We start from the raw sequence: 19511 nt of genomic DNA on the forward strand, positions 1-19511 counted from the left end.
GATTTGACTGCCATCGCGCTTACCATCGCCGGCTCCGATTCCAGCGGCGGCGCCGGCATCCAGGCCGACCTCAAGACCTTTGCCGCGCATCAGGTCTATGGCGCCAGCGTTATCGTGGCGCTAACGGCGCAGAACACCACGGGCGTTCGCGCTATCCATGCCGTGCCGCGCGATTTCGTGGCCCAGCAGATGGATGCGGTGTTCGAAGACCTCGCCATCGGTGCGGTCAAGATCGGCATGCTTGCCACGGCCGAGCTGATCGAGACGGTCGCAGCGGGGCTGAAGAAGCACGGCGCCAGGAACATCGTGCTCGATCCGGTGATGATCGCGGCTTCCGGCGCGCGGCTGCTGGAGGAATCGGCGGTCGAGGCGATCCGCAAGCACCTGTTCCCGCTGGCGACACTGATCACGCCGAACCTGCCGGAGGCGGCGGCGCTGCTCGGCACCGCGCCGGCCCAGAGCGACGAAGCCGTCGAGGAGCAGGCCGACAAGCTTGCCTCGCTGGGTGCCGCCAACGTGCTCGTCAAGGGCGGCCATGGCAGCGGCGAGATGTCGAGCGACTTGCTGCTGCTCGCGGGCGGCGCGCGCCAGCGCTTCAACGCGCCAAGGCTCGAGACTCGCAACACACACGGCACCGGCTGCACATTGTCCTCGGCCATCGCCGCCAATCTGGCCAGGGGACAGGCTCTGCCGGAGGCCGTCGGCGCGGCAAAAACCTATATTTCCGCGGCCATCGCGGCCGCCGACCAGATCGCGATCGGCAAGGGCCACGGCCCGGTGCATCATTTTCATCGCTGGTGGGACAAACCGGACGGGAGCAGGCCATGAGCGCAATCCCCGACTTCACCCGTCTGCCGTTCGCGCAGGCCGCGTCCGCCGAAGCGGCGGCGCCCAAAGGCGAGCCCTGGCTGACGCCGGAAGAGATTCCGGTGGAGCCGATCTACGGACCGCAGGATCGCGACGGGCTGCCCTTCGTCGGCACGTTGCCGGGATTGCCGCCCTATCTGCGCGGGCCGTACCCCACCATGTATGTCAACCAGCCCTGGACGATCCGGCAATATGCCGGCTTCTCCACGGCAGAGGACTCCAACGCCTTCTACCGGCGCAATCTCGCCGCCGGCCAGAAGGGCCTCTCCGTCGCCTTCGATCTCGCGACGCATCGTGGCTATGATTCCGACCATCCTCGCGTCGGCGGCGATGTCGGCATGGCGGGCGTCGCGATCGACTCGATCTACGACATGCGCACGCTGTTCTCCGGCATCCCGCTCGACCAGATGAGCGTGTCGATGACGATGAACGGGGCGGTGCTGCCGGTGCTGGCGCTCTACATCGTCGCCGCGGAGGAACAGGGCGTTCCGCAGGCCAAGCTCTCGGGGACCATCCAGAACGACATCCTCAAGGAGTTCATGGTCCGCAACACCTATATCTATCCGCCCTCGCCCTCGATGCGGATCATCGGCGACATTTTCTCCTACACTTCGGCGAACATGCCGAAGTTCAACTCGATCTCGATCTCCGGCTACCACATGCAGGAGGCCGGGGCGACACAGGACCTTGAGCTCGGCTATACGCTCGCCGACGGCGTCGAGTACATCCGCGCGGGCGGCCGGGCGGGTCTCAGCGTCGACACCTTCGCGCCGCGCCTGTCCTTCTTCTGGGCGATCGGCATGAACTTCTTCATGGAGGTTGCCAAGCTCAGGGCCGCGCGGCTGATCTGGGCGAAGCTGGTGAAGGACGCCGGCGCGCAGAACGAGAAGTCGCTGCCCCTGCGCACGCACAGCCAGACAAGCGGCTGGTCGCTGACGGCGCAGGACGTGTTCAACAACGTGCCGCGCACGATGATCGAGGCGATGGCTGCGACGCAGGGCCACACCCAGTCGCTCCATACCAACGCCCTGGACGAGGCGCTGGCGCTGCCGACCGACTTCTCGGCCCGCATCGCCCGCAATACGCAGATCCTGCTGCAGCAGGAGAGCGGCACGACGCGGATCATCGACCCCTGGGGGGGCTCCTATTATGTCGAGCGGCTGACCGCCGAGCTCGCCGCAAAGGCCTGGAGTCATATCCAGGAGGTCGAGGCACTCGGCGGCATGGCCAAGGCCATCGAGGCCGGAATTCCGAAGCTGCGCATCGAAGAGGCCGCCGCCAAAACGCAGGCGCGCATCGATGGCGGGCTGCAGAAGATCATCGGCGTCAACTGCTTCAAGCCCGAGAACGAGGCGTCGATCGACGTGCTGAAGGTGGACAACGCCTCCGTCCGTGCCCAGCAGCTCGACAAGCTGAAGCGCCTGAAGGCCGAGCGGAACGAGGCCGAGGTTCAGGCGGCGCTGGGCGCACTGACCAACGGCGCGGCCGGTAACGGCAACCTGCTTGATCTCACGGTGCAGGCCGCGCGCGCCAAGGCGACGGTCGGCGAAATTTCCATGGCGATGGAGCAGGTCTTCGGGCGCCACCGGGCCGAGATCAAGGCGATCTCGGGAGTCTACAAGCGGGAGGTCGGCGACATGAACCCAGCCGTCACGCGCGTCCAGGCGATGTGCGAGGCCTTCGAGGAGGCGGATGGGCGCCGCCCCCGCATCCTCGTCGCCAAGATGGGGCAGGACGGGCATGACCGCGGCCAGAAGGTCATCGCCTCCGCCTTCGCCGATCTCGGCTTCGACGTCGATATCGGCCCGCTCTTCGCGACGCCCGACGAGGCGGCGCGCCAGGGCGTCGAAAACGACGTCCACATCATCGGCGTCTCGTCGCTCGCGGCGGGGCATCTGACGCTCGTGCCGGAACTGAAGGCTGCGCTCGCCAAAGCGGGGCGGCCCGACATCATGATCGTGGTCGGCGGCGTCATCCCGCCGCAGGATTTCGAGGCGCTGATCGAGGCCGGCGCCTCGGCTATCTTCCCGCCCGGCACCGTCATCGCCGATGCGGCGGAGAAGCTGCTGGACGAACTCAACCAGCGCCTCGGCTACGCCCAGCGGACCGCCGCCGAATAAAAAAGCGGGCGCCGATATGCGGCGCCCGCCCATGGGAACGTCCGGCGTGGCGACACTTACCGCCGGGCGTCGCCATAGCTCGAGGTCGGCAGACCGCGAACGCCGAAATTATCCGAATAACGCTGCCACCGGCGCTGGCCCCAGAAGCCGTGGACAGCCGGCGGCGCGGGCCGCCAGTCATAACCATGCGGAGGCCGCTCGCGCCCCGCTTCGGGCCGGCTTCCGGAAGCTTGTGCATAGGCGGCCGGCCCGGCGGCGAGCGAGGCCGCGCCCGCCAGGGCCAGTACCGCAAGACCGATCCGCAGATGAGAGGCGAGCATGATCCGCAATCCCTGGGCAGCGAATGGCTGCCTTCGTCGCGGAGAATGACCATCGCTGGCTGAACGGGCTTTGAGGGCGTCGTTCACGCGCTGTTTATGAAAACGCCGCGGGCCTGCCGCACTGCTTGTCGACACCGCCGCTTGCAGAGCGCTGGATCGGCCACATATCCAGCCCCATGCGCTTCGCCCGCCTTTTCATGCTGCTTTTCCTGATCGTCTTTCTCATCCCCGTCGCGAGCCATGCCGCCTGGTGGTACTGGCAGCCCAATGCCGCCGATTGGCGCCGCGCCGACTGGACGAGCGCCAAGCTCCTGCCGGCGGCCGCGATCGAACCCGAGGCGACCGTTCATGTCTTCGCCGCCCGCGTCGGACACTGGCGCGGCATATTCGCTCATCACTCCTGGATCGTGGTGAAGGAGCGCGGCGCCAGCGCCTATACGCGCTTCGACGTCGTGGGTTGGGGTAATCCGGTCCGCGTCAACCATCGCGAAGCGGATGGGCGCTGGTTCGGCAATGTTCCGGAGCCCGTGGCCGAGATCCGCGGCGAAGCGGCCGAGCAGATGATCCCGCGCATTCGCACGGCCGTTCAATCCTATGGGTATGCGAGGCCCGGCAGCTATCTCGCCTGGCCGGGACCGAACTCGAACAGCTTCGTCCAGCATGTTCTGTCCGAGGTGCCGGAGCTGCGGCAGGCCCTGCCGCCGACAGCAATCGGCAAGGATTGGCGCGAAACCGGCCTCTTCTCCGGGCTCACGCCAAGCCGAACCGGCTTCCAGGCCTCGCTCTACGGGCTGGCGGGCATCAGCATCGGCTGGGTCGAGGGTGTCGAGGTCAACCTGCTTGGCCTCGTCGCGGGCTTCGACTTGCGCAGTCCCGCGCTGAAGCTGCCGGGTTGGGGCAGGATCGGCGTCTGAGGCGGTTCAAACCGCTTCGAAGGCCTGCGCGAGATCCGAGATCAGGTCCTCGATGTTCTCGATGCCGACCGAGATCCGGATCAGCGCGTCGGTGAGGCCGATCTCCTCGCGCAGTTCGCGGGCGACGCCGGAATGCGTCATCGCAGCCGGGTGCGAGACCAAGGTCTCGGTCCCGCCGAGGCTGACCGCGAGCTTCATGATCTGGAGGTTGTCCAGCACCGCGAAAGCCTCCTTCTCACCGCCCTTGACGTCGAAGGCGAAGGTCGAGCCGGCCGCGCTGCATTGGCGATCGAACACGGCCTTGCGCGGGTCGCCGTCCTTGAGATTGCCCAGGTAATGCACCCTGGCGACCTTGGGGTGGCTTTCGAGATACTCCGCGACGAGCTTGGCGTTCTCGTTGGCGCGGCTCATGCGGATGTCGAGGGTCTCCAGCGAGCGCATCAGCATCCAGCAGGAGTTCGGGTCGGCCTGCGTGCCAAGTGACCCGCGCCAGGCCTTCACCTGCCGCACCAGCGCCTCGGAGCCGCTGATCGACCCGCCGACGAGGTCGGAATGACCACCGACATATTTGGTCAGCGAAAGCAGGCTGAGATCGGCGCCGAGCTTCAGCGGCTTCTGGTATTTCGGGCCGAGCATGGTGTTGTCGACCACCACGGGAGGGCGGTGGCCCTGCGACTGCTCCAACTCGTCGGCAATTGTCCTGCAGGCGGCAAGATCGACGAGCCCGTTGGTCGGATTGGCCGGCGTCTCGACGAGGATCATCGCGACGCGCCCCTTGGCGGCGGCGGCCTTGGCCACGGCGCGCATCTGCTCGATGTCGAGCCCGTCGGTGAAGCCGAAGGGCGTGACGCCGAAGGCGCCCATCTGGTTCTTCAGCAGCGTCTCGGTGCCGCCGTAGAGCGGTCGCGAATGCAGGATCGTGTCGCCCGGCCGCAGGAAGGCGAAGCAGGTCGTCGCGATCGCGGCCATGCCGGAGGCGAAGACGGCGCATTTCTCGGCCTCATCCCAGATCGCCAGGCGATCCTCGAGGATCTCCATGTTCGGATGGTTGAAGCGCGAATAGACCAGACCGGGCTTCTCGCCGGGCTTTGGCTGGCGCCGCCCCGACGTGAAGTCGAAGAAATCCTTGCCCTGCTGCGCGTTCTCGAAAACGAAGGTCGAGGTCAGGAAGACGGGCGGCTTGAGTGAGCCTTCCGACATGGCCGGCGAATAGCCGAAACCCATCATCAGCGTCTCGGGATGGAGCTTGCGGTTGGCGATCCGGTCCTTGTGATAGCCGTCATTGCTCATGGTGCCCTCCGACAGGTTCGACGCTCGACGCAGGATAGACCCTGCCGGGCGCCATTGCTTGGCGGATCAATCTCAAGCTACAGGTCGTTTATGCAGCTTTATGCTCAACACTGGCGCATGAGGAGCAGATGATGCTCGATCCGATTGACAGGCGAATCCTGGCGGTGCTGCGCGAAGACGGGCGTATCACCAATCAGGAGCTCTCGGCCAAGGTCGGCCTGTCGCCAACGCCATGCCTGCGGCGCCTCAAGCGGCTCGAGGAAAGCGGCGTCATCCAGGGCTACGCCGCGATCGTCGATCCGAAGGCCTATGGCCTGCCCTTCAGCGTCTTTGTCTCCGTCCGGCTGATCCAGCAGAACCAGGAGCATATCGGGGAGTTCGAGAAGGCGGTAGAGAGCTGGAGCGAGGTCGCGGAGTGCTACCTGATGACGGGCACGCAGGATTATCTCCTGCGCATCGTGACCGACGGCATCGAAGGCTATGAGCGCTTCCTGAAGCAGAAGGTCACGCGGCTGAAATGCATCCAGTCCGTCGAATCCAATTTCGCGCTGGCGACGCTGAAGAAGCGCTCCGGCCTGCCACCGATCTGAACGCCCTCAGGGTCCGAGCAGCACCGGCGCGGCAGCCTGCGCCATACGTTTCTGCTCGTGGGCGACGCCCGGAACCGTGACCTCGCGCCAAGCGCTGGCGATGCCGAGCCGGGACGACACCGCCGCGATATCGGCCATGAACGCCTGACCGCGCGCGAGACGGGTGGGCCCCTGCGCTTCCGCGCCGGGCGACTTGTTGATATCGACATGATCGGGATCGTTGTCGCGCTCACCCAGCATGACGACCACCGGCCTGACGAGCGCGGCCTTCAGCGTGCCGTCCGTCGCGGGCGTTTCGCCGAGCGAATAGGGATAGGCGAAGCCGTCGGCGACCTCGCTGCCCATCGGCCGGGTGTAGAAGCCGGAATTGGCGGCGACGGCGCGCGAGAATCGTGCTTCCGGCATCAACAGCGCCATGCGGTGGACGAACTGCCCGCCTGCGGAGTGGCCGAATATCCGGTACACTGCTCCCTCGACGCGTCCGGTCGCCCGCGCGGCATCGAAAAGACGCTCGACGATGCCGAAGGTCCATTTCCGCTTGTCGGCGTCGCCGCCGACGTTGCCCTGCTGGAACACGCGGCTGGAGAAGCGCTGCCTGTCGAAGCGCGGTGCTGCCACCAGCACGCGATAGCGTTCGGCCGCATCGATCCAGTAATTGCGCGAACTGGCCGCGTTGCGCCCATTGCCGTGGATCACCATCACCAGCGGGCAGGCCTTGGCCCCGCAAGCGGCCGGCGTATAGGTCTGCACCTCGATGGCCTGCCAGACAGGATCCTCGAAGGTCCAGCGCCCGCTGCCTTCGGTCGCGAAGGGTGCTGGCGCCTGCGCCATGGCGGCCGATGCAAGCCCGGAGATCATCAGGCCCGCGAGCAGTCCCGTCAGGGGGCGAGCGGGCCGCATCTCAGGTCTCTCCACGGTCCATCGCCCGGCGCACCACCTGCGTGACTTCGCTGTCGGAGAGGAACAAGTCGTGGCGCAGCATGCTCCAGCCACGGCCGGAGGTGTCGGCGACGCGCACGCCGAGCGCATCGAGCCGGCCACGGTCGGCGGCGCCGGCGCGGGCCACGCCGCCGGCAATGCGGGCCGAGACCGCCAGAGCCCGGTCGCCCGGATCGATGATGACCGTCATCCGCTTGGCGAGCGGCCCCAGCCGCTTCACCGTCTGCTCGAAGGCGTCGATATCGACATCCGGCGAGGCCAGGACGATGGAGCCGATGCGGGCATAGACCTCCGGCGCGTCTCGCAGCTCGCGCAGGCCCTCCAGCGTCAGGAAGGTGCCCATGGAGTGGGCGACGATGTGAATGCGGCCGACCGTCGGGTTGCTGACCAGCGCGCGCAGCGTGTCGACGAAGCCGTCGCGCGACCACAATGCGCTCTCGCGGTCATAGGCATAGTCGAAGAGCTTGCCGCCCGAAGGCCAGGTGAACAGCACGGTGCGCCCCCGGAACTCCAGCGAGTGGGAAAGCTGGCCGGCGCTGCGCGTGGCCGATTCGAAGGTCTCGTTGAAGCCGTGGACATAGAGCAGCACATCGCGACCGTTGACCGCGTCGGACAAGGCCCGTGCCGGATCGTTGGCGTTGATGCGGTCGATGCCGACGACCTGCCAGTCGCCGCTGACGGCCGATGAGACGCGCCCGGCAATACCGCGACCGGGCGGCGACAGCCTGACTTCCGCGAAGGTCAGCTTGCCGCGATCCGTGCCGAAGAAGGGCGGCGCATTCCCGGTCGCGTTGCGGGTCGTCATCACCAGCAGGCGGGGATCCCGGCCGAGCGCGGAGGAATCGGCCCGCTCAGGCTCGGAGAAGGGCGAGACGCTGGCCTCGCTTTGGGCGCAGGCGGCGAGGCCCAGCGGAAGAAATGCGGCGAGCAGGGAACGTCGTGAGAAATCGCGCCTCGTTACAGGCATGTCGGCGGTATCCGGATCGAGGAGGACGGGCGGTCAGCCCCATCTGGCCGTTAAGGGCAGTCCAACGCGGCCAGAATGCGGCGGAGCCGTGATCCGGCGATGAAACCCCGCGCCCGTGTCCCGGCGGTCACGTCAGCGAACGCCCCTAGCGATGGTTGCCGGCGCCGTCACCACCAGCCCCACGGTCGAACCGACGGTGCCGACCACGCCGCCGGCGATATCGCCGATCTTGTCGCCGAGTTGCGGCCCGGTAAAGCCGATGCCGTTGTCCTGCCGCAGCCTCTCGCCGATCATCTGGACGACCTTGGGCGAGGCGGCGAACTTGGCGTGGTTGAGCGGATCGCCCGAGGACACTTCGGAGAGGTCGATGAGGCGCGCGCCCAGCTTTTCAAGCTCCGCGATCGTCTCCGTGTCCTTACTGGAGACGGCCCCGAGCCGCTTCTTGTCGCCGGCGAAGCGACGCGAGAAGTCCAGTGCGCGATCGTCGGCCGAGACGAAGACCGTGACCGGCCGCTTGATCTGGCGCATCTGCGTCTTGAACACGTCGAGATCGACGTCCGGAGCGGCCAGCATCACGTCGCGCAGCTTGCCGCCGAAGCCGCCGTCGCCGCGGATCGCGGCCTGGCGCAGCGATTCCAGCGTCAGCAACGTGCCCATCGAATGGGCGAGGATGTCCATGCGCGGCGGCCCGAGGTCGCGCGTGATGGCTCGCAGGTTGGCCTCCAGGAAGTCGCGGGAGTAAAAGGCGCTCTCGCGGTCGTAAGGATACGCTAGCAGTTCCCCGCGCGACGGCCAGGTGAACAGCACCGGCACACCCTTGAAGCCGGAATCGTACACGATCTGGGCAAAACGATAGGCCGCGTCAGCGAAGTTCGTGTTGTAGCCGTGAACGAAGACGAGAACGTCCCGCTCGCTCGGCGGACGGCGCTGCAGGTCCTTGCGCACATCCGCGACGACCGGGGCGAGTTCGAGCCGCGTCAGATTGGTCGCGACGAAGTGCTTCAGCGGGTCGCCGGGACCGGAATCGGGCAGTTCGAGTTCGCCGGGCTTGTGGTTGCGCGGCACCGTGATGTCGAGCCGGGCAAAGGAGAGCCTCGGGGCCCGCTCGCCGCTGAACCAGACTGGCTGCGCCGAGGACTCGCGCGTCGTCGCGACATAGATCTGGACGGTGCCGGCGACATCCTGGTGGCGCGCCGATGCCTGCGACAACTCGAGCACGCGCGGCGTGCCGCATGCCGCGAGCGTCAACGGCAGCAGGCACACAAGAACCAGAGTGCGAAGACGCTGCGTCAGCACGATCATGATCTTCTCGTCCCACCGTTGCGGCCATTCTTCAAGATGCGCGCATGACACAGTGATGAAAGATCGTCGAGGACCGCGGCTTGCTCCCCGGAGGCGGCGATTGCTAACTGGCGCCATGGTCGCAGCCGCCCCTACCATCACCGCGCTCGCCGACGCCCTCCTCGCCGGTGAGCGGGCGGCGCTGGCGCGTGCCATCACGCTGGCGGAATCCCGCCGGGCGGATCATCGCCAGCAGGCCAGGGAGCTCATCCAGAGGGTGCTGCCTCAGACCGGCAGGGCGATCCGCGTCGGCATCACCGGCGTGCCCGGTGTCGGCAAGTCGACGACGATCGACGCTCTCGGCAGCCACCTCACCGCCAAGGGGCACAAGGTCGCGGTGCTGGCGGTCGATCCCTCCTCGACGCGTACCGGCGGCTCGATCCTCGGCGACAAGACGCGGATGGCGCGACTTGCGGTCGATCCGAATGCCTATATCCGCCCGTCCCCCTCCTCCGGCACCCTCGGCGGCGTGGCGGCCAAGACCCGCGAGACGATGCTGCTGTGCGAGGCGGCGGGGTTCGACGTTATCCTGGTCGAGACGGTGGGCGTCGGCCAGTCCGAGACCGCGGTGGCGGACCTCACGGATTTCTTCCTGGTGCTGATGCTGCCCAATGCCGGCGACGAGCTGCAGGGCATCAAAAAGGGCATCATCGAGCTGGCCGACATGATCGCCGTCAACAAGGCCGATGGCGCGGGCGCGACGGCGGCGCGGGCCGCCGCCGCGCAGTACAGGGCGGCGCTGCACATCCTGGCACCCACCTCCGCGCTCTGGTCGACGCCGGTCGTCACGATCTCGGGCCTGACCGGGGAAGGCCTCGAGGGGCTCTGGCGGCACGTCGAGCAGCATCACGACCGGCTGGAGGCGCATGGCCTGATCACGCAGAAGCGGCGCCAGCAGGACGTCAAGTGGATGTGGGCGATGGTTCAGGACAGGCTGCAGGCGCGGCTGCGCAACGACCCCGCCTTGAAGGCGCGCACGCCGCAGATCGAGCGCGAGGTTGCCAGCGGGAGGCTGGCTGCGACCCTGGCGGCCGAAGAGATCGCTCAGGCTCTGGGACTTTGACGATGGCGCATTCGCGACAGCTCGACCTGCTGGTGACCGGTTTCGGCCCCTTTCCCGGGGTGCGGGTCAATCCGACGACGTCGCTTGCGCAAGCGGTGGCCCAGCAGCTGGCCCGCTCGGGACTTCGCGCCGAGGCGCTGATCCTGGAGACGAGCTATGCGGCGGGTCTTCCTGCCCTGGCAGCTCGGATCGCGGCGGCAAGGCCGGGCGCCATCCTCATGCTCGGTGTTGCCGCGCGGGCGCGGCAGGTGCGCGTCGAGCTGTTCGGCCGCGGACAAGCGAGCATCCTCCATCCCGACGCCACCGGCCGGGCTGCATCGCGCAAGGCCATCTCGGCGGGGCGCCCGATGCTCACCACAGGCCGGCCACATGCGGCCCTGTCGCGTCTGCGGCAGGCGGGGATCGTCGCCCGGCTCTCGCCCTCGGCCGGCCGGTACCTTTGCGATGCCAGCTACGCCTCGGCCTTGCGCCACCCCGGCCGGGACCGCCGCCCGGTTCTGTTCATCCATGTTCCCTGGCTGCGCCCGGTGCCCGGAACCCGCCCGGTTCGGCAGGTTGCGCCGTTCAGACCGGAGCCAGAGCGGCTCGCCGTGGCGCTCGCCCGCATCGGCCGGGACCTCGCCATGGCGGGACGCTGACCGGGGCGGCAGGGCTCAGGCCGATGCAGGAGACCTCACGCGACCGACCTCGATGCCGTTCCAGTTCTTCAGGACCGACTCGCGCAGCGGCGCGAACGCTGCGCTCGTCGCATCATCCATCGGCAGGAAGCGGGCGATCAGCGCGGCGAGCGCAACCTCTGCCGCGCGACCCGCGCCATCGTCGCATTTCAGCGCGATGCCGTAGCCCAGCTCCGGCAGGGCGGCGCAATAAACGCCTTCCGCTCCGGTCTTGGTGAAGGCCCGGGTGCCGAGCAGGCTCATCAGCCGCGTATCGAAGCGATCCGTCCCCGCAACCATGAAGGGGTGTGCCGCCGCAGCGGCGCGGAAGCGGGCGGCAGCCTTGGCCCGCTCGGGGCCGAAGCCGTGGCCGGTGCCCATGCGGGCAAAGCCCAGCGCCAGGGCCTTCAGAGGAATGGCATAGGAGGGGATGGAGCAGCCATCGGTGCCGCGATGCTCGGCGGTGTGCGGGGCGCCGGTCACCTCTTCGAGCGCACCGCGTACGGCCTGCTGCACGGCATGATCAGCCTTCACATAGCCGGACGGGTCCTCGTCGAGGGCGCAGGAGAGGCAGACGAAGCCGGCATGCTTGCCCGAGCAGTTGTTGTTCAGCGCGGTCGGCTCGGCGCCCGATTTCGCCAGGGCGCGCGCCACCTTCTCATTCGTCGGCCAATGCGCGCCGCATTCCAGGCAGCCGGCATCGCGGCCGGCCTTGCGCAGCATGCCAAGCGCCGTCTCGACATGTTCAGGCTGGCCGGAATGGGAGGAGATGGCCAGCGCCAGCTCGGGCTCGGTGAGGCCATAGCGATCGGCGGCCCCGCTCTCGATCAGCGGCAGGCCCTGGATGGACTTCACCGCCGAGCGCGGGAACACCGGCCGTTCGACATCGCCGACCGAGAACACAACGGCGCCATCCGCATCGACGACGATCGCCGCGCCGCGATGGCGCGATTCGACGGTGTTCCCGCGGGTCACTTCGGCGAGGATGGGGTTTTCCATGGCAGGCTCCGGCACCGGCATATCGGGCGCCCTGCTTTTCGCGCCGCAGGCGCCCCCTGTCAAAAGCTCTGGCGCGATGGCGCCCAGACTGCCACGCTGCAGGCATGGACCCGACAGCGCCCTCGCCCGATTACGAGACCGAATACAACAACCGCGCCCGCGTGCCGGAGCATCCCGGCATCATCGCCGGCTGGAAAGCCGATGCCGCGGCCTATCGCGAGATCGCGCCCAGCGAGCTCGGGGTGCGCTATGGCGAGGGCGAGCGGCAGTGCTACGACCTGTTCAAGCCGCAGGAGAGCCGCGGCGACGCGCTCGTCATGTTCATCCATGGCGGCTACTGGCAGGCGCTCGACCCCGGCTTCTTCTCGCATATGGCGCGCGGGCTGAACGCGCGTGGGCTGCCGGTTGCGGTCGTCGGCTACGATCTCTGTCCCCAGGTCGAGCTCGGCCATATCGTCTGGGAGATCCAGCAGGCCGCCGCCGCGCTGTGGCGGCGCTACGGACTCCCCATCGTGGCGACGGGCCATTCCGCCGGAGGGCATCTTGCCGCCTGCGCGCTGGCGACGAACTGGAGGAATGTCGATCCTGGCCTGCCCGAGCGGCTGGTCACTTCGGCTTACGGCATCTCCGGCCTGTACAATCTGAAACCCCTGACCGAGACGAGCATCAACGACGCCTTGCAGCTCGACATGGTGTCGGCCGAACGCGAAAGCCCGCTGTTCTGGCCGGCGCCATCGCGGCTGACGATGGATGCCGTGGTGGGCGGGGCCGAGAGCGACGAATACCACAAGCAGAGCCGCAGGATCGTCGATGTCTGGGGGCTGGAAGGCGTGCAGACGCGCTATGAGGAGATCGCGGGAGCGAACCATTTCACCGTGATCGCGGGACTCGCCGAAGCCGAAGACCCGATGACGCGGCGGATCGCCGAACTCGCCGGCGCTTGATCTTCAAGGCCCGGGGATTCTATCCAGACGGCCACAGCACCCGGAGCCCGCCATGCAGACCTTCTTCGTCGAGATCAAATGCAAGCTCGGCAAGACCTACGAGGTCGCAAGCGAGCTGGCCGACCGCGAGATCGCCTCGGAAATCTACTCGACCGCCGGCAATTACGACATCCTGGCCAAGTTCCATGTCGCGGCAGATGTCGATATCGGCCATTTCGTCGCCCAGAAGGTGCAGTCGATCCCCGAGATCGCGGACACCCACACGATCATCACGTTCAAGGCGTTCTGAGCGCATCAGGGCTTAGCGCGCTCGTTCTTGCGAGCGAAGTGAAGCAACCCGATGGACCGGGCGAACCGGCTCGCCCCGCCCCTCCCGGATTACTCGGTCGCTGCGCTCGACGGCAGCGACCGATCGCCGACGCGTGGCCGTCCGCATCCGAGATTTCTGAATCGGACGAGTCGCTTCGCCTGATCCGCTGAGGCCCTGCTTCAAGGTCTTCACAGAGCGATTCAATTTCAATCGTTTCGGCCGGATCCTGAACACGCCGCCGGGCAGTGGCGCTTCACCGGAACCATTCCAAGGCTTGACGCCGCCTCGTTTCCGCGCGACCTCCCCTGCTCCGGATGCTGGGGTTGCCCTCGATGAAAAGCACGCTCTCCGCCGATCTGCGCTCCGGCGCGCTGGTCTATCACCGCCAGCCGCGGCCCGGTAAGCTCGAGATCCAGGCGACCAAGCCGCTTGGCAACCAGCGCGACCTGGCGCTCGCCTATTCTCCCGGCGTCGCCGCCGCCTGCGAGGCGATCGTCGACGACCCGTCCGAGGCTGCAGAACTCACCTCCCGGCAGAACCTTGTCGCGGTCGTCACCAACGGCACCGCCGTGCTCGGCCTCGGCGACATCGGCCCGCTGGCCTCCAAGCCGGTGATGGAGGGCAAGGCGGTCCTGTTCAAGAAATTTGCCGGGATCGACTGCTTCGACATCGAGGTCGACCAGAAGAACATCGAGAAATTCGTCGAGGTCGTCGCGGCGCTGGAGCCGACCTTCGGTGGCATCAACCTCGAGGACATCAAGGGCCCGGAATGCTTCGAGATCGAAGAGCAACTCAAGGCCCGGATGAAGATCCCGGTGTTCCATGACGACCAGCACGGCACGGCGATCATCGTCTCGGCCGCCGTCCTGAACGGGCTCGACCTCGCAGGCAAGAAGATCGCCGACGTCAAGATCGTCGTCTCCGGGGCGGGCGCGGCGGCTCTCGCGTGCACCAACCTGCTCGTCGAGCTCGGCGCGCAGCGCAAGAACGTCTGGATCACCGATCTCGAGGGGGTGGTCTACAAGGGCCGCAACGTGCTGATGGACCGCTGGAAGGAGGTCTATGCGCAGGAGACCGACGCTCGCGTCCTGAACGACGTGATCGGCGACGCCGACATCTTCCTCGGCCTGTCGGCCGCCGGCGTGCTGAAGCCCGAGATGGCCAAGCGCATGGCGCCGAAGCCGCTGATCCTCGCTCTCGCCAACCCCAATCCCGAGATCACCCCCGAGGACGCCCTCGCCGCCCGCCCCGACGCCATGATCTGCACCGGGCGCTCGGACTATCCGAACCAGGTCAACAACGTCCTGTGCTTCCCCTACATCTTCCGCGGCGCGCTCGACGTGCAGGCGACGACCATCAACGAGGCGATGAAGCTTGCCGCGGTGCGTGCCATCGCGGCGCTGGCCCGCGAGGCGTCGTCTGACGTCGCGGCGCGCGCCTATGGCGGCGAGGCGGCGACCTTCGGCGCGACCTCGCTGATCCCGAACCCGTTCGACCCGCGCCTGATCATGCGCATCGCGCCGGCGGTGGCCGAGGCCGCGATGGCGACCGGCGTGGCGCGCAAGCCGCTGGTCGATATCGAGACCTATCGCGAGCAACTGTCCCGCTTCGTCTTCCGCTCCGGCTTCATCATGAAGCCTCTCTTCGCCCAGGCGAAGGCGGACCCCAAGCGCGTGATCTATGCCGAGGGCGAGGATGAGCGCGTGCTGCGGGCGGCGCAGGTCGCGCTCGAGGAGGGGCTGGCGATTCCGATCCTGATCGGCCGACCGAGCGTGATCGAGAGCCGCGTGCAGCGCTTCGGCCTGTCGATCCGGCCGGGCATCGACTGCGAAATGATCAACCCCGAGGACGACCCGCGCTATCGCGACTACGTCCAGACCTATCTCGACATCGCCGGCCGGCGCGGCATCACTCCGGAGGCGGCCCGCGCGCTGGTTCGCACCAACAACACCGTGATCGCGGCGCTGGCGGTGGCGCGCGGCGAGGCGGATGCGATGATCACCGGCCTCGAAGGCCGCTTCATGTCGAGGCTGCGCCACGTCAAGGACATCATCGGCCTCGCGCCTGGCGTCTGCGACATTTCGGCGATGACGCTGATCATCACCAATAAGGGCGCCTTCTTCCTCGCCGACACGCATGTGAAGACGGATCCGACCGCCGAAGAGATCGCCGACATGACGGTACTCGCCGCCAACCACGTCGCCCGTTTCGGCCTCGAGCCCAAGATCGCCCTGCTCTCGCATTCGGATTTCGGCGCGGCCGACACGCCCTCGGCGCTCAAGATGCGCAAGGCGCTGAAGCTCATCCGCGAGCGGGCGCCGCATCTGGAATGCGACGGCGAGATGGAGGCGGACACGGCACTGGTGCCGCTGATCCGCGAGCGCGTCCTGCCCTCCTCGACGCTGAAGGACATGGCGAACGTCCTGATCTTCCCCAATCTCGACGCCGCCAACATCTCCTACCAGTTCGCGAAGGTGCTGGCGGACGCGCTGCCGGTCGGCCCTATCCTGATCGGCACCGCCAAGCCTGCCCATATCCTCACCGGCTCGGTCACGGCACGCGGCGTCGTCAACATGACCGCCGTCGCGGTCGTGGAAGCGCAGGAACGGGCGGCCGCGACGGCCGGCTGATACCCGGCCGGTCGGGCGGTTCGAGGACGGAGAGAGGCATGCGGGGGTGCTCGTACCGGGTGGCGATGGCGCTGCTGGTTCTTCTCGGGCTTTCCCCATGTCCAGCAGGGGCCCAGGAGCTCAAGGAGGAGAGCGGCTTCCTGCGGGTGAAAATCGGCGGGCGCGAAAGCCGGCTAGAAATGCTGATCGTCAAGCCTGACGGGCCCGGCGGCAAACTGCCTCTGGCGCTGATCACGCATGGCAAGTCGCCCAGCGGGTTGCGAATGAGCGATATGAGGGCAGCGAGCTACAGCGGTGTCGCGCGCGATCTGGCCCGGCGCGGCTGGCTTGCCGCCGTCGTGGTCCGGCACGGCTTCGGCCAGTCGGACGGTCCCTTCCGCGGCGAGGGCGTCTCCTGTGCGGCGCCGGATCTCGCGCCGCGCATCGCCGACGACGCCCGGGAAATGGAAGCGGCACTGGGCGCCCTGCGTCAGCGACCGGATGTCGATCCCGAGCGGGCTCTCGCGATCGGCGAGTCGGCTGGCGGGCTCGCCGTGATGGCTCTGGCCCGCAAACGCCCGCCGGGGCTTCGCGGCGTCGTCAACGTCGCGGGCGGCCTCGTGCTCGAGGAATGCGCCGAAAAGAGCCGCGATGCGCTGGTGGCGGCCGTCGCCGGCTGGCGCGGCGCGGGCTATCCGCCTCAGCTCTGGATCTATGCGCAAAACGACGAGCTGTTCCCGCCCGCCACCGTCGATCGCATGCGCTCGGCCGCTCTGGACGGAGGCGGCGATATCCGGTTCGTCGAATTCAACGACATCAAGCCGCCCGGGCACCTGATCTTCAACCGCGCGCGCATGCGCTGGCTGCCGGAGCTCGACAATTCGCTGCGGGCCTGGAAGCTTCCGAAATGGCCGGCCGAGTTGGCGAGGACGGAATTTGCGCGGCTGGGCCTGAGCGAACGCGCGCCGGTCTTCGAACGTTATTTCAGTATGCCGGGCGAAAAGGCGCTGGCCTACAGCCCCTCCAAGAGACTGTTCCGCTATTGGTTCGGGGCCCCGACGATCGAGCAGGCTCGCCGGAACGCGTTGCAGGACTGCGGCAAGGCCGCCGGCGATTGCCTGATCGCGCTCGAGAACAACGCGCGACCGAAGGCCGAGCAGTAGTCCGCCTTCCGCCTTGCACGAGGCGCCGGCCCGGCGTCGCACCAGCGCGCTCGCGTGAGCGGCGCGGCTTCGCTAGGAACGATGCGTTTGTCCTTCCCTTCTGAGCGGGCCTGCATCCATGAGCCGTATCGTCTACGTCAACGGAACCTATCTCCCAGAGGAGGAGGCGACGATCTCGATCTTCGACCGCGGCTTCATCTTCGGCGACGGCATCTATGAGGTCTCGGCGGTCATCGGCGGCAAGCTCGTCGATTGCGAGGCGCATCTGGCGCGGCTCGAACGCTCTTGCGGCGAGATCAGGCTCGCCCTGCCCTGGTCCAAGGCCGAGCTGGTCGCGATCCACGAGGAGCTGATCACGCGCAACAGCCTCGACGAGGGCGGCATCTACCTGCAGGTTTCGCGCGGCGCGGCCGATCGAGACTTCCCCTTCCCGAAGGATGTGAAGCCGACGCTGGTGATGTTCACCCAGGCGCGCAACTTCGTGAATGCGCCCGCGGCGAAGACCGGCATCAAGGTCGTGTCCACGCCGGACCTGCGCTGGGCGCGGCGCGACATCAAGAGCGTCAACCTGCTCGCCCCGGTTCTGGCCAAGCAGTTTGCGCTCGAAAGCGGTGCGCAGGAAGCCTGGCTGGTCGAGGACGGCGTGGTGACGGAGGGTGCCTCCTCCACCGCATGGATCGTCAAGGGCAAGACGCTGATCTCGCGGCCGCTCTCGCACAAGGTGCTGCCGGGCATCACGCGCAAGGCCGTGCTCGCCTATCTCGCGGAGTCCGGCTTCACCTTCGAGGAGCGCGAATTCACGCTGGAAGAGGCGCTCGACGCCGAGGAAGCCTTCATCACCTCGGCGACAAGCCTGGTGATGCCCGTCACCACGATCGACGGCCACACCATCCATAATGGCGCGCCCGGCCCGACCGCGATCCGGCTGCGCGAGATCTATATCGAGCACGCGCGCAAGGGCGGCGTGCTCGGGTAGGGCTTGCGCTGGTCGCTCTCGCGGGCCTCCTCCGTCATCCCGGGCGCAGCGAAGCGCCGATCCGGGATGACGGAGGCGTGGTTGGCTCGCCGAGATGGCTAGCGCGGAAGAACCACCCGCGCCCCCATCACATAGGTCGCGAGGACATTGCGGTCGTCGCCGAGCGTAACGAGGACGAACAGCTCCTCCGCCAGATCGCGCACCGTCTCCAGGCGGTGGGCCATCGCCCGCGTCGCGCCCGTATCCAGCACCACGACATCGGCCTCACGGCCGGGCTCGAATGAACCGATCAAGTGATCGAGGCCCAGCGCCTCGGCATTGCCCAGCGTGATCGCATGCAGGGCCGCGTAGGCAGAGAGCGACTGCCCCTGCAACTGCAGGACCTTGTACGCCTCGGCCATCGTGCGGAGCATGGAATAGGATGTGCCGCCGCCGATATCCGTCGCGACCGCAACCCTGATGCCGCGCTGCCTCGCATGGGCCCAGTCGAACAGGCCGGAGCCGAGGAAGAAATTGGAGGTCGGGCAGAACACGGCGACCGCGCCGGTCTCGGCGAAGGCCTGCCATTCATTGTGGGTCATGTGGATGCAGTGGCCCATCAGGCTCCTTGGGCCGAGCAGGCCGAAACGCCGATAGATATCGGCATAATCGGCCGACTCCGGATAGAGCTCGCGGGCGAAAGCGATCTCTGCCCGGTTCTCGTCGATATGGGTCTGGACATGGCAACCGGGATGCTCGGCCGCGAGCCGGCCCGCAGCCGCCAGTTGCTCCGGCGTCGAGGTGATCGCGAAGCGCGGCGTGATCGCATAGAGCTGCCGGCCCTTGCCGTGCCAGCGGGCGATCAGCGCTTTCGAATCGCGATAGCCGCTCTCGGCCGTGTCCCTCAGCGCATCCGGCGCGTTGCGGTCCATCATCACCTTGCCGGCGATCATCCGGGTGTTGCGCCGCTGCGATTCCGTGAAGAAGGCGTCCGCCGATTGCGGATGGACCGAGCAATAGACCGCCGCCGTCGTCGTGCCGTTCGCCACCAGTTCGTCGAGGAAGAAGGCGGAGAGCTTTTCGGCGTGGCCCTGTTCGCCGAGCTTCTGCTCCTCGACGAAGGTGTATCGGTTCAGCCAGTCCATCAACTGGGCGCCATAGGAGGCGACGACCTGTGTCTGCGGCATGTGGATATGGGCGTCGATGAAGCCCGGCATGATCAGATGCGGGCGGTGATCGACGATCTCGGCCGTGGCGGGAAGCGTCGGCAGAAGGGATTTGGCCTCACCGGCCGCCCGGACCAGACCGTTCTCGATGAGGAGCAGCCCGTCCTCGATGAAGCGATGCGCGGCCGCTCCCACCGCCCAGGGATCGTCGACGAACCAGAGCAGGCGTCCGCGCAGGGCGCGAAGGGCGGCGGGTGCAGTCACGGGCGGCAGCTCCGGCACAAATCGACATCACATC

18 protein-coding genes are annotated in these 19511 nt (G+C 67.4%); 11 read left to right on the forward strand and 7 right to left on the reverse strand.

The genetic code is table 11. The features are described 5' to 3' along the window. The first annotated feature begins 3 nt into the window (after nucleotides 1-3). Both thiD and scpA read left to right on the forward strand, forming a co-directional pair. A complete protein-coding gene (gene thiD / locus BW981_RS02925) occupies nucleotides 4-828 on the forward strand; it encodes a bifunctional hydroxymethylpyrimidine kinase/phosphomethylpyrimidine kinase (protein WP_076436034.1) in 825 nt (274 codons plus the stop codon). Next, complete coding sequence (gene scpA, locus BW981_RS02930; protein ID WP_076436036.1) at nucleotides 825-2987, forward strand: methylmalonyl-CoA mutase; 2163 nt, start codon at nucleotides 825-827, stop codon at nucleotides 2985-2987. The genes thiD and scpA overlap by 4 nt, the downstream gene beginning before the upstream one ends. 56 nt (nucleotides 2988-3043) lie before the next feature. On the opposite strand, the gene BW981_RS02935 is transcribed toward scpA, so the two are convergent. Continuing rightward, nucleotides 3044-3307 (reverse strand): hypothetical protein, encoded by a 264-nt coding sequence (locus BW981_RS02935; RefSeq protein WP_076436038.1) that lies wholly within the window; start codon nucleotides 3305-3307, stop codon nucleotides 3044-3046. A 197-nt stretch (nucleotides 3308-3504) separates the two neighbouring features. Here BW981_RS02935 and BW981_RS02940 point away from each other — a divergent pair, with 197 nt between their 5' ends. Beyond that, nucleotides 3505-4221: a DUF3750 domain-containing protein gene (locus BW981_RS02940; protein ID WP_348521394.1), complete on the forward strand. Its 717-nt coding sequence runs from the start codon at nucleotides 3505-3507 to the stop codon at nucleotides 4219-4221. A 6-nt stretch (nucleotides 4222-4227) separates the two neighbouring features. Here the strand turns inward: BW981_RS02940 and BW981_RS02945 are convergent, their stop codons facing one another. After that, the gene (locus tag BW981_RS02945; RefSeq protein WP_076436041.1) at nucleotides 4228-5511 is read right to left on the reverse strand and encodes a cystathionine gamma-synthase family protein; all 1284 of its coding nucleotides are present in this window, start codon (nucleotides 5509-5511) and stop codon (nucleotides 4228-4230) included. Between the two features lie 128 nt (nucleotides 5512-5639). Between BW981_RS02945 and BW981_RS02950 the strand changes: the two genes are divergently transcribed. Continuing rightward, nucleotides 5640-6101, forward strand: a complete 462-nt coding sequence (locus tag BW981_RS02950) for an Lrp/AsnC family transcriptional regulator (protein WP_076436043.1) — start codon at nucleotides 5640-5642, stop codon at nucleotides 6099-6101. 6 nt (nucleotides 6102-6107) lie between these two features. On the opposite strand, the gene BW981_RS02955 is transcribed toward BW981_RS02950, so the two are convergent. From BW981_RS02955 to BW981_RS02965, 3 genes are all read right to left on the reverse strand, one after another. Then, nucleotides 6108-7001, reverse strand: coding sequence for an alpha/beta hydrolase family protein (locus BW981_RS02955; protein ID WP_076436045.1), 894 nt, complete (start codon nucleotides 6999-7001; stop codon nucleotides 6108-6110). A 1-nt stretch (nucleotide 7002) separates the two neighbouring features. After that, nucleotides 7003-8007 (reverse strand): alpha/beta hydrolase, encoded by a 1005-nt coding sequence (locus BW981_RS02960; protein WP_076436047.1) that lies wholly within the window; start codon nucleotides 8005-8007, stop codon nucleotides 7003-7005. A gap of 132 nt (nucleotides 8008-8139) precedes the next feature. Further along, nucleotides 8140-9309, reverse strand: coding sequence for an alpha/beta hydrolase (locus BW981_RS02965; RefSeq protein WP_076436049.1), 1170 nt, complete (start codon nucleotides 9307-9309; stop codon nucleotides 8140-8142). A 115-nt stretch (nucleotides 9310-9424) separates the two neighbouring features. On the opposite strand from BW981_RS02965, the gene meaB reads away from it, so the two are divergent. Together meaB and BW981_RS02975 are read left to right on the forward strand one after the other, a co-directional pair. Continuing rightward, nucleotides 9425-10411 (forward strand): methylmalonyl Co-A mutase-associated GTPase MeaB, encoded by a 987-nt coding sequence (meaB, locus tag BW981_RS02970; RefSeq protein WP_076436051.1) that lies wholly within the window; start codon nucleotides 9425-9427, stop codon nucleotides 10409-10411. 2 nt (nucleotides 10412-10413) lie between these two features. Further along, nucleotides 10414-11049 (forward strand): pyroglutamyl-peptidase I family protein, encoded by a 636-nt coding sequence (locus tag BW981_RS02975; protein WP_076436053.1) that lies wholly within the window; start codon nucleotides 10414-10416, stop codon nucleotides 11047-11049. A 15-nt stretch (nucleotides 11050-11064) separates the two neighbouring features. Here the strand turns inward: BW981_RS02975 and BW981_RS02980 are convergent, their stop codons facing one another. Continuing rightward, nucleotides 11065-12066, reverse strand: a complete 1002-nt coding sequence (locus BW981_RS02980) for an asparaginase (protein ID WP_076436767.1) — start codon at nucleotides 12064-12066, stop codon at nucleotides 11065-11067. A 104-nt stretch (nucleotides 12067-12170) separates the two neighbouring features. Here BW981_RS02980 and BW981_RS02985 point away from each other — a divergent pair, with 104 nt between their 5' ends. The 5 genes from BW981_RS02985 to BW981_RS03005 all read left to right on the forward strand — a co-directional run bounded on the left by BW981_RS02985 (nucleotide 12171) and on the right by BW981_RS03005 (nucleotide 18068). Further along, nucleotides 12171-13010 carry an alpha/beta hydrolase gene (locus BW981_RS02985; protein WP_076436055.1) on the forward strand — a complete coding sequence of 280 codons (840 nt, stop codon included), beginning with the start codon at nucleotides 12171-12173 and terminating at the stop codon, nucleotides 13008-13010. A 52-nt stretch (nucleotides 13011-13062) separates the two neighbouring features. Next, nucleotides 13063-13299: an Lrp/AsnC ligand binding domain-containing protein gene (locus tag BW981_RS02990; RefSeq protein WP_038361355.1), complete on the forward strand. Its 237-nt coding sequence runs from the start codon at nucleotides 13063-13065 to the stop codon at nucleotides 13297-13299. A gap of 353 nt (nucleotides 13300-13652) precedes the next feature. After that, nucleotides 13653-15950, forward strand: a complete 2298-nt coding sequence (locus BW981_RS02995) for an NADP-dependent malic enzyme (RefSeq protein ID WP_076436057.1) — start codon at nucleotides 13653-13655, stop codon at nucleotides 15948-15950. Between the two features lie 38 nt (nucleotides 15951-15988). Further along, nucleotides 15989-17092 carry a serine aminopeptidase domain-containing protein gene (locus BW981_RS03000; protein WP_139333592.1) on the forward strand — a complete coding sequence of 368 codons (1104 nt, stop codon included), beginning with the start codon at nucleotides 15989-15991 and terminating at the stop codon, nucleotides 17090-17092. A 118-nt stretch (nucleotides 17093-17210) separates the two neighbouring features. Beyond that, nucleotides 17211-18068 carry a D-amino-acid transaminase gene (locus BW981_RS03005; RefSeq protein WP_076436061.1) on the forward strand — a complete coding sequence of 286 codons (858 nt, stop codon included), beginning with the start codon at nucleotides 17211-17213 and terminating at the stop codon, nucleotides 18066-18068. A gap of 98 nt (nucleotides 18069-18166) precedes the next feature. Here the strand turns inward: BW981_RS03005 and guaD are convergent, their stop codons facing one another. After that, complete coding sequence (gene guaD / locus BW981_RS03010) at nucleotides 18167-19477, reverse strand: guanine deaminase (RefSeq protein ID WP_244560197.1); 1311 nt, start codon at nucleotides 19475-19477, stop codon at nucleotides 18167-18169. Nucleotides 19478-19511: the final 34 nt, after the last annotated feature.

The sequence above is a fragment of the Allobosea sp. TND4EK4 genome, from assembly GCF_900156025.1.
Taxonomy (GTDB): Bacteria; Pseudomonadota; Alphaproteobacteria; order Rhizobiales; family Beijerinckiaceae; genus Allobosea.